The following is a 6706-nucleotide window of genomic DNA, read 5'->3' on the forward strand; positions in this document are numbered from 1 at the left end:
GCACTGGGCTCCGAGGAAAACTCGCCGTACGCCTCGTCGACGATCACGATGCCCGGCGCGACGTCCAGCAGCCTGCGCAGGTCCTCGAGCGGGACGCTCTGGCCCGACGGGTTGTTCGGGCTGGCCAGGAAGACGACGTCGGGTCGCCGGTCGGTGATGGCGGCAACGGCCACGTCCACGTCGAGTCCGAAGTCATCGGCTCGCTTCGCCTCGAGCCAATCGGTCTGTGTCCCGTCGGAGATGATGGGATGCATCGAATACGAGGGGACGAACCCGATGGCGCTGCGGCCGGGGCCGCCGAACGCCTGGAGCAACTGCTGCAGAATCTCGTTGGAGCCGTTGGCCGCCCAGAGGTTCTCGGTGCTCAGTGCGACGCCGGTCTGCGAACTGAGGTAGGCCGCGAGGTCGGCCCGCAGCGCGGTCGCGTCGCGGTCGGGATAGCGGTGCAGATCGGCCGCCGCATCCCGCACCGACTCTGCGACGTCTTCGATCAGTGCCTGGGTCGGCGGGTGCGGATTCTCATTCGTGTTGAGCCGCACCGGAACCGCTAGCTGAGGCGCGCCGTACGGCGACTTGCCGCGCAGGTTGTCCCGCAGGGGAAGGTCGTCCAGGGTGACCTTGCTCATTTCTCGAACCTCCTGCGGACGGCCTCGCCATGGGCGGGCAGATTCTCGGCCTGCGCCAGGGTGATCACGTATCCCGACACGTCCTTCAGGGCTGCCTCCGTGTAATCGACGACGTGGATGCCGCGCAGGAAGGTCTGCACCGACAGTCCGCTGGAGTGTCTGGCGCATCCCGCGGTGGGCAGCACGTGGTTCGAGCCTGCGCAGTAGTCGCCAAGGCTCACCGGGGACCAGGGGCCGACGAAGATCGCTCCGGCGGCTCGTACCCGGCCCGCGACGGTGGAGGCATCGAGTGTCTGGATCTCGAGGTGTTCGGCGGCGTATGCGTTGACCGTTCGAAGGCCTGCGTCGACGTCGTCGACGAGCACGATGGCCGACTGTCGTCCGGTGAGGGCCGCGGTGACGCGTTCGCGATGCACGGTGGACCCGAGCTGCTTCGTGAGTTCGGCATCCGTCGCGTCGGCCAACGCGGTGCTGGTGGTGACGAGAACGGAGGCCGCCATCTCGTCGTGCTCGGCCTGGCTGATGAGGTCGGCGGCGATGTGGACCGGGTCGGCGGAGTGGTCGGCGAGGATGGCGATCTCCGTCGGACCGGCCTCCGCGTCGATGCCCACTGCCGACCGGCAGATCCGTTTGGCGGCCGTCACGTAGATGTTCCCAGGGCCAGTGATCATGTCGACCGGCGCCAGTTCGGCGCCGTCGGTATCGCTACCGCCGTAGGCGAGCAGCGCGACGGCCTGCGCCCCGCCGACCGCCCACACCTCGTCGACGCCCAACATGCGGGCGGCGGCAAGGATCGTGGGATGGGGCAGCCCGCCGAACTCGGCCTGCGGTGGGCTCGCGACGACCAGCGACTCCACGCCCGCAGCCTGCGCGGGGACGACGTTCATCACGACGCTGGACGGGTAGACGGCGTTGCCGCCGGGGACGTAGAGACCCACCCGCTCGACCGGCACCCAGCGTTCGGTGACCGTAGCTCCTGGCGCCAGCGTCGTCGTGCTGTCGATGCGCCGCTGGTCGGCGTGCACGGCGCGCGTTCGTTCGATGGCGACCTCGAGGGCGACGCGCACATCGGCGTCCAGCTCGGCGAGTGCCCTCTCCAGCTGTGCCAGGGGCACCAGAACCGTCTCGGGCCGAACCCCGTCGAAGGTCTCCCCATACTCGAGGGCAGCCGCCGCGCCGCGCTCGATGACGGCATCGACGATCGGCCGTACCTTCGGCACCACCGCGTCGACGTCGACACCGCCACGCGGCAGCACGGCACGCAGCGCGGCCGTCGAGAGCTGCTCGCCCCGCAGGTCGATGCGGGACATCTTCGGAGCCGCGCCGGCGGTGACCTTCAAATCGGGAGCCGAGGCATTCACGCCGTCTATTGTCCCAGAGCAGCACAAATCAGAATTCGGGAGCCGCCATGTCAGCGTCAAATTCAAGGGAAGACCACCCCAACCACTCGCCTGGAGTGCCAATGCTCATACCGGTTTGGCTGGAGCGGTTTCAGATCAAGTACGTCAATCCGCTGCTCCGGCCGTTCTCGAAGCGGATGCCGGGCTTCGCGGTGATCAAGCACCGCGGCCGCACGTCGGGCAAGGACTACGAGACCATCGTCACCGCATACCGTAACGGCAGCGTGCTGGCGATCGGGCTGGTCCACGGCAAGACCAACTGGATCAAGAACGTCATCGCGGCGGGTGAGGCCCACATCCACGTCGGTCGCAAGGATCTGCACCTGGTGAATCCACGGGTGCTTCCGGCGGGCACGGTCGACCCAACGCTTCCACGGATCCCCCGGACGCTCGCGAAGTGGCAGGGCACCTTCGTCGCCGACGTCGCGTAAAACTCCATTGAGCTGACCTCCACCACCTGCGAGACTGTGGGTCATGGCCTTCGACGTCTGGCTGGCATTCATCGGCGCGGCGATCCTCATCGCGGTGTCGCCAGGCGCGGGCGCGATCCAGTCGATGGCCGTCGGCCTGACCCACGGGGTGCGTCGCGGCTACTGGAGCATCCTGGGCCTGGAGACCGGCCTGATGCTGCAACTGACGCTGGTGGCAGTCGGGCTGGGTGCGGCCGTCGCCAGTTCGATCGTGGCGTTCAACGTGATCAAGTGGATCGGCGTCGCCTATCTCGGCTATCTCGCGGTGCGGCAATGGCGTTCGGTCACGACCGATCTGCGCGAACAGGTCGGGAAGTCCGTCGACGGCGGTCGGCTGTCGCTCGTCGTGCGCGGCTTCCTCATCAACACGACCAACCCGAAGGGGCTGGTGTTCTTCCTCGCCGTGCTACCGCAGTTCGTGGTGCCGACGGCACCACTGCTTCCGCAGTACCTGGCGATCGGCGCGACGATGATCGCCGTCGACCTGGTCGTGATGGGCCTCTACACGGGTCTGGCGGTGCGACTCGTCGAGCGGCTGCACACGCCTCGTCAGCAGACTGCTCTCAACAGAGTCTTCTCCGGGTTGTTCGCGACGGCCGCCCTGGTGCTGTCGCTGGTGCGCCGCGCTGCTGCCACCTGAATCGGGTCACTTGCAGAGTTCGGCGACCCTGGCGTTCTCCGTGTCGGCGGCCTGCAGCCTGGCCGCCTGATCCGGATCGGTGTTCTGCGCGCCCGCGGTGGCGGCAGCGCCGATGTCCATCAGGGTGTTGGCAAACTTCTGCACGGCATCGGAGAGCTCGGCGGGGGCGGCGTCGCCGAGGCGATGAAGCAAATAGTGGCCCCCTTCTGACAGCGAGAGCCGCGCGTTGGCGGCCACCGCGAGTGCGCCCGTGATGTCACCTTCGCCGCCTGGACTCTGCAGGTTGGTGTTCAACGAAACCCCCCTGCGCACCAGATCTGCTGCGCCACATGCGGCCACCTTCGCCTCGGCCTGCTGGGCGTCCGTGAACACCTCGGCGGACGGCTCCGGGGCAGGACGAAGGGCGGTCCACGACGCCAGACCAAGCGCGGCGAGGGCGACGACCAGAGCCGTGATCGCCAGCCCGCGCCCGCGCCGTGGCGAATCTCCGGACGGGGAGGTCCTGAACGCATCGGTCGCATCGGTCGACATGGCGCGATCCTAACCGCCGGCAAAGCGAGATCGGGTGCGCGAAACCCGAAGGATCCTCAGAGGTCGAGGCCGACGTCGAGGACCCGCACCGAGTGGGTCAACGCTCCGACGGCGAGGTAGTCGACACCGGTCCCCGCATACGCCGCGGCGTTCTCGAGCGACAAGTTGCCCGACGACTCGAGCTTCACCTCCTTGGCGCGGGCAACCCGGCGCTGGACGGCCATCTGCGTCATCCAGACCGGGAAGTTGTCCAGCAGGATCAGCGGCGTCGCGCCGAAGTCCTCGCCAAGGATCTCGTCGAGCTGCTCCAGCGAGTCGACCTCGACCTCGACGGGCACGTCGGGTGCGACCTCGCGCACGGCGCGCAGCGCGGCGACCACCGAGCCTGCGGCGGCGACGTGGTTGTCCTTGATCAATGCCGCATCCCCAAGGCCCATCCGGTGATTGACCCCGCCACCGACGCGCACGGCGTACTTCTGCAGGAGGCGTAGTCCCGGCAGGGTCTTGCGGGTGTCGCGGATCTTGGCGTCGGTGCCCGCCACCGCCTCGACCCACGCCGCGGTGGTGCTGGCGATGCCGGACAGGTGGCAGACCAGGTTCAGCATGGTGCGTTCGGCGGTCAGCAGGCCCAACGTCGGCGCTTCGAGCACCAGCAGCGGATCCCCCGGCTCCAACCGGGTGCCGTCGTCGACGCGGTCCACCACCTCGTACTCCCCAACGCCGATGACCTCGTCGAGCACCAGCAACGCGATGTCGACGCCCGCTGCGACGCCCGCCTGCCTGCTCACCATCGACGCCTTGGTGGTGGCGTCGGCGGGAACCGTCGCCAGCGAGGTCACGTCGGGGCCGTAGCGCAGGTCCTCGGACAATGCGCGCGAGATGGTCGCCCGCGTCTCGGCAAGCTCGTCGTCGTTGAGCATCATCGGCTGCACACCTCGACCGAGCGGGCGACGGCGACCCGGCCGTCGGTGGCATCGAACCTGACGGAGCCACTGACCGCGCAGGCGGGATCCAGATCGGGGTGGTCGGCGCGATGGTGACAACCCCGAGACTCGAGACGGTCGAGCGCCGCTGCCGCCACCGCAGCTGCCGTCACCGTCAGCGCGGCATCCTCGAAGTCGGCGCGGCTGGCCAGGTTGCGAGCCCGCGCAGTGCTCAACAGCGCAGTGAGGGTGAGCAATCCGAGGTCGTCGCGGACCACGGAGGCGTGCCGAGTCATCCCCCGCTGCAGCTCTGCCCGCGGCAGTGCCACCCTTGGCTCCACGTCGGGGGACGCGCGCCTTGGGTCCGACGCCGCCGCGAACTCGGCAGCGAGAGCGCCCGCCCGGCGTCCGACCACCAATCCCTCCAGAAGGGAGTTGGACGCCAACCGGTTGGCGCCGTGCATCCCGGTGCGCGCCACCTCGCCCGCGGCGAACAGGCCTGCGAGTTCGGTACGCCCGTACACGTCGGTCACGACGCCGCCGCAGCTGTAATGGGCACCCGGCACCACCGGGATCAGCTGCCGGGTGGCGTCAACGCCTGCCGCCAGGCACGCCGCGTTCACGGTGGGGAACCGGCGCGCGAAGTCGGCGACGCTGCGCGCGTCAAGATGGACACACGGGTCGCCCGTCATGGCCAGTCGCGCGTCGATGGCGGCGGCCACCACGTCGCGCGGGGCGAGGTCGCCCATCGGATGGATGCCTGCGGTCACGGAGTCGCCGCGCGCATCGACGAGGATCGCACCCTCACCGCGGAGCGCCTCGGTGATCAGCGGTCGTCGCCCACCCGCGTGGCCGTCGTACAGCATCGTCGGATGGAACTGGATGAACTCGAGGTCGCTGACCGGCAGGCCGGCCCACAGCGCAAGGGCGATCCCGTCGCCCGTCGAACCCTCTGGGTTGGTCGTCGCCGAAAACAGGTGACCGAGGCCCCCGGTCGCCAGAATCACCGACGCGGCATGGATGACTCCCAGCCCGTCGTCACTGTGGACCAGCACACCCGTGATGCCGCCTGAGTCCTGAAGCACCTGCAGCGCAACGTGATTGCGTCTGATATCGAGCGTGGCGGCAGCGTGGTCGAGGGCCCGTTGGACTTCGGCCCCTGTCGCGTCTCCGCCGGCATGGATGATCCGGCGTCGGGAATGGCCGCCCTCGCGGGTCAGCGACCACCGGCCCGGCCCCGACTCGTCGAACCGAGCGCCGTAGTCGACCAGTTCGGCAACGGCGGCGTACCCGTCGGCGACGATCGACGTGACCGCCTCCGGATCGCACAGGCCGCCGCCCGCGGCCAACGTGTCTGCGACGTGGGCCTCGATGGAGTCGTCGGTCCGCGGCACCACGACGGCGATTCCACCCTGGGCGTAGAACGTCGCGGTCTCACTCGCCTTGCTGAGCAAGACCACCCGGCCGCCGCGGCGGTGTGCCGCCAGCGCAGCGGCCAGCCCAGCGACACCCGTGCCGATGACGACGACGTCGGCGCGCTGCTGCCAGTAGCCTGGGCCGCCGCAGCCCTCAGAACGGGCGTTCATTCCCCGCCGCCCGGCCGCCCGATCTCGATCATGCGCTGAACGCTTGCGCTCGCCAGCCGCGCAGTCTCGGCGTCGACGTGCACCTCGTCGGCGCCCTCGATCAGGCAGCGCAGCAGGGCCGCTGGGGTGATCATCTTCATGTACCGACACGATGCCCGGTCGTTGACGGCCCGGAAGTCGACTTCGGGTGCGGCACGGCGCAACTGGTGCAGCATGCCGACCTCGGTGGCGACCAGCACCTGACGTGCGTGGGTCTGCTTGGCGGCGTCCAACATGCCACCGGTCGAGAGGATCTTCACGCGGTCGTCGGGGAATGCCCCCTCGCCGGCCAGGTACAGCGCGGACGTCGCGCAGCCGCACTCTGGGTGCACGAACAGCTCCGCATCGGGATGGGTTTTGGCCTGCGCGGCCAGTTCGTCACCGTTGATGCCGGCGTGCACGTGGCATTCGCCCGCCCAGATGTGCAGGTTCTTCCGGCCGGTCACCCGGCGGACGTGCGCGCCGAGGAACTGGTCTGGGCAGAACAGCAC

General features: G+C 69.1%; 8 protein-coding genes. 2 read left to right on the forward strand and 6 right to left on the reverse strand.

Annotation, left to right across the window (positions count from 1 at the left end; genetic code table 11):
• A partial coding sequence (locus ACRDUX_RS09855) for an aminotransferase class I/II-fold pyridoxal phosphate-dependent enzyme (protein WP_526413371.1) occupies nt 1–626 on the reverse strand: 626 nt, incomplete at its 3' end.
• Nucleotides 623–1936 carry a histidinol dehydrogenase gene (hisD, locus tag ACRDUX_RS09860; RefSeq protein WP_526413385.1) on the reverse strand — a complete coding sequence of 438 codons (1314 nt, stop codon included), beginning with the start codon at nt 1934–1936 and terminating at the stop codon, nt 623–625. The genes ACRDUX_RS09855 and hisD, both read right to left, overlap by 4 nt.
• Before the next feature lie 98 nt (nt 1937–2034).
• On the opposite strand from hisD, the gene ACRDUX_RS09865 reads away from it, so the two are divergent.
• On the forward strand, nt 2035–2457 hold the full coding sequence (locus ACRDUX_RS09865) for a nitroreductase family deazaflavin-dependent oxidoreductase (protein ID WP_526413373.1): 423 nt from the start codon (nt 2035–2037) through the stop codon (nt 2455–2457).
• Between the two features lie 43 nt (nt 2458–2500).
• Nucleotides 2501–3136, forward strand: a complete 636-nt coding sequence (locus ACRDUX_RS09870) for a LysE family translocator (protein WP_526413375.1) — start codon at nt 2501–2503, stop codon at nt 3134–3136.
• 6 nt (nt 3137–3142) lie between these two features.
• On the opposite strand, the gene ACRDUX_RS09875 is transcribed toward ACRDUX_RS09870, so the two are convergent.
• The 4 genes from ACRDUX_RS09875 to ACRDUX_RS09890 all read right to left on the reverse strand — a co-directional run.
• Complete coding sequence (locus ACRDUX_RS09875; RefSeq protein WP_526413377.1) at nt 3143–3667, reverse strand: hypothetical protein; 525 nt, start codon at nt 3665–3667, stop codon at nt 3143–3145.
• 56 nt (nt 3668–3723) lie between these two features.
• Entirely contained in the window at nt 3724–4590 is an 867-nt protein-coding gene (gene nadC / locus ACRDUX_RS09880; protein ID WP_526413379.1) for a carboxylating nicotinate-nucleotide diphosphorylase, read from the reverse strand.
• Nucleotides 4587–6176 carry an L-aspartate oxidase gene (locus ACRDUX_RS09885; protein ID WP_526413381.1) on the reverse strand — a complete coding sequence of 530 codons (1590 nt, stop codon included), beginning with the start codon at nt 6174–6176 and terminating at the stop codon, nt 4587–4589. Before ACRDUX_RS09885 ends, nadC begins: the two co-directional genes overlap by 4 nt.
• The coding region (locus tag ACRDUX_RS09890) for a quinolinate synthase NadA (RefSeq protein ID WP_526413383.1) at nt 6173–6706 on the reverse strand (534 nt) is incomplete at its 5' end. The genes ACRDUX_RS09890 and ACRDUX_RS09885, both read right to left, overlap by 4 nt.

It is taken from the genome of Mycobacterium sp., assembly GCF_050701675.1.
Taxonomy (GTDB): Bacteria; Actinomycetota; Actinomycetes; order Mycobacteriales; family Mycobacteriaceae; genus Mycobacterium.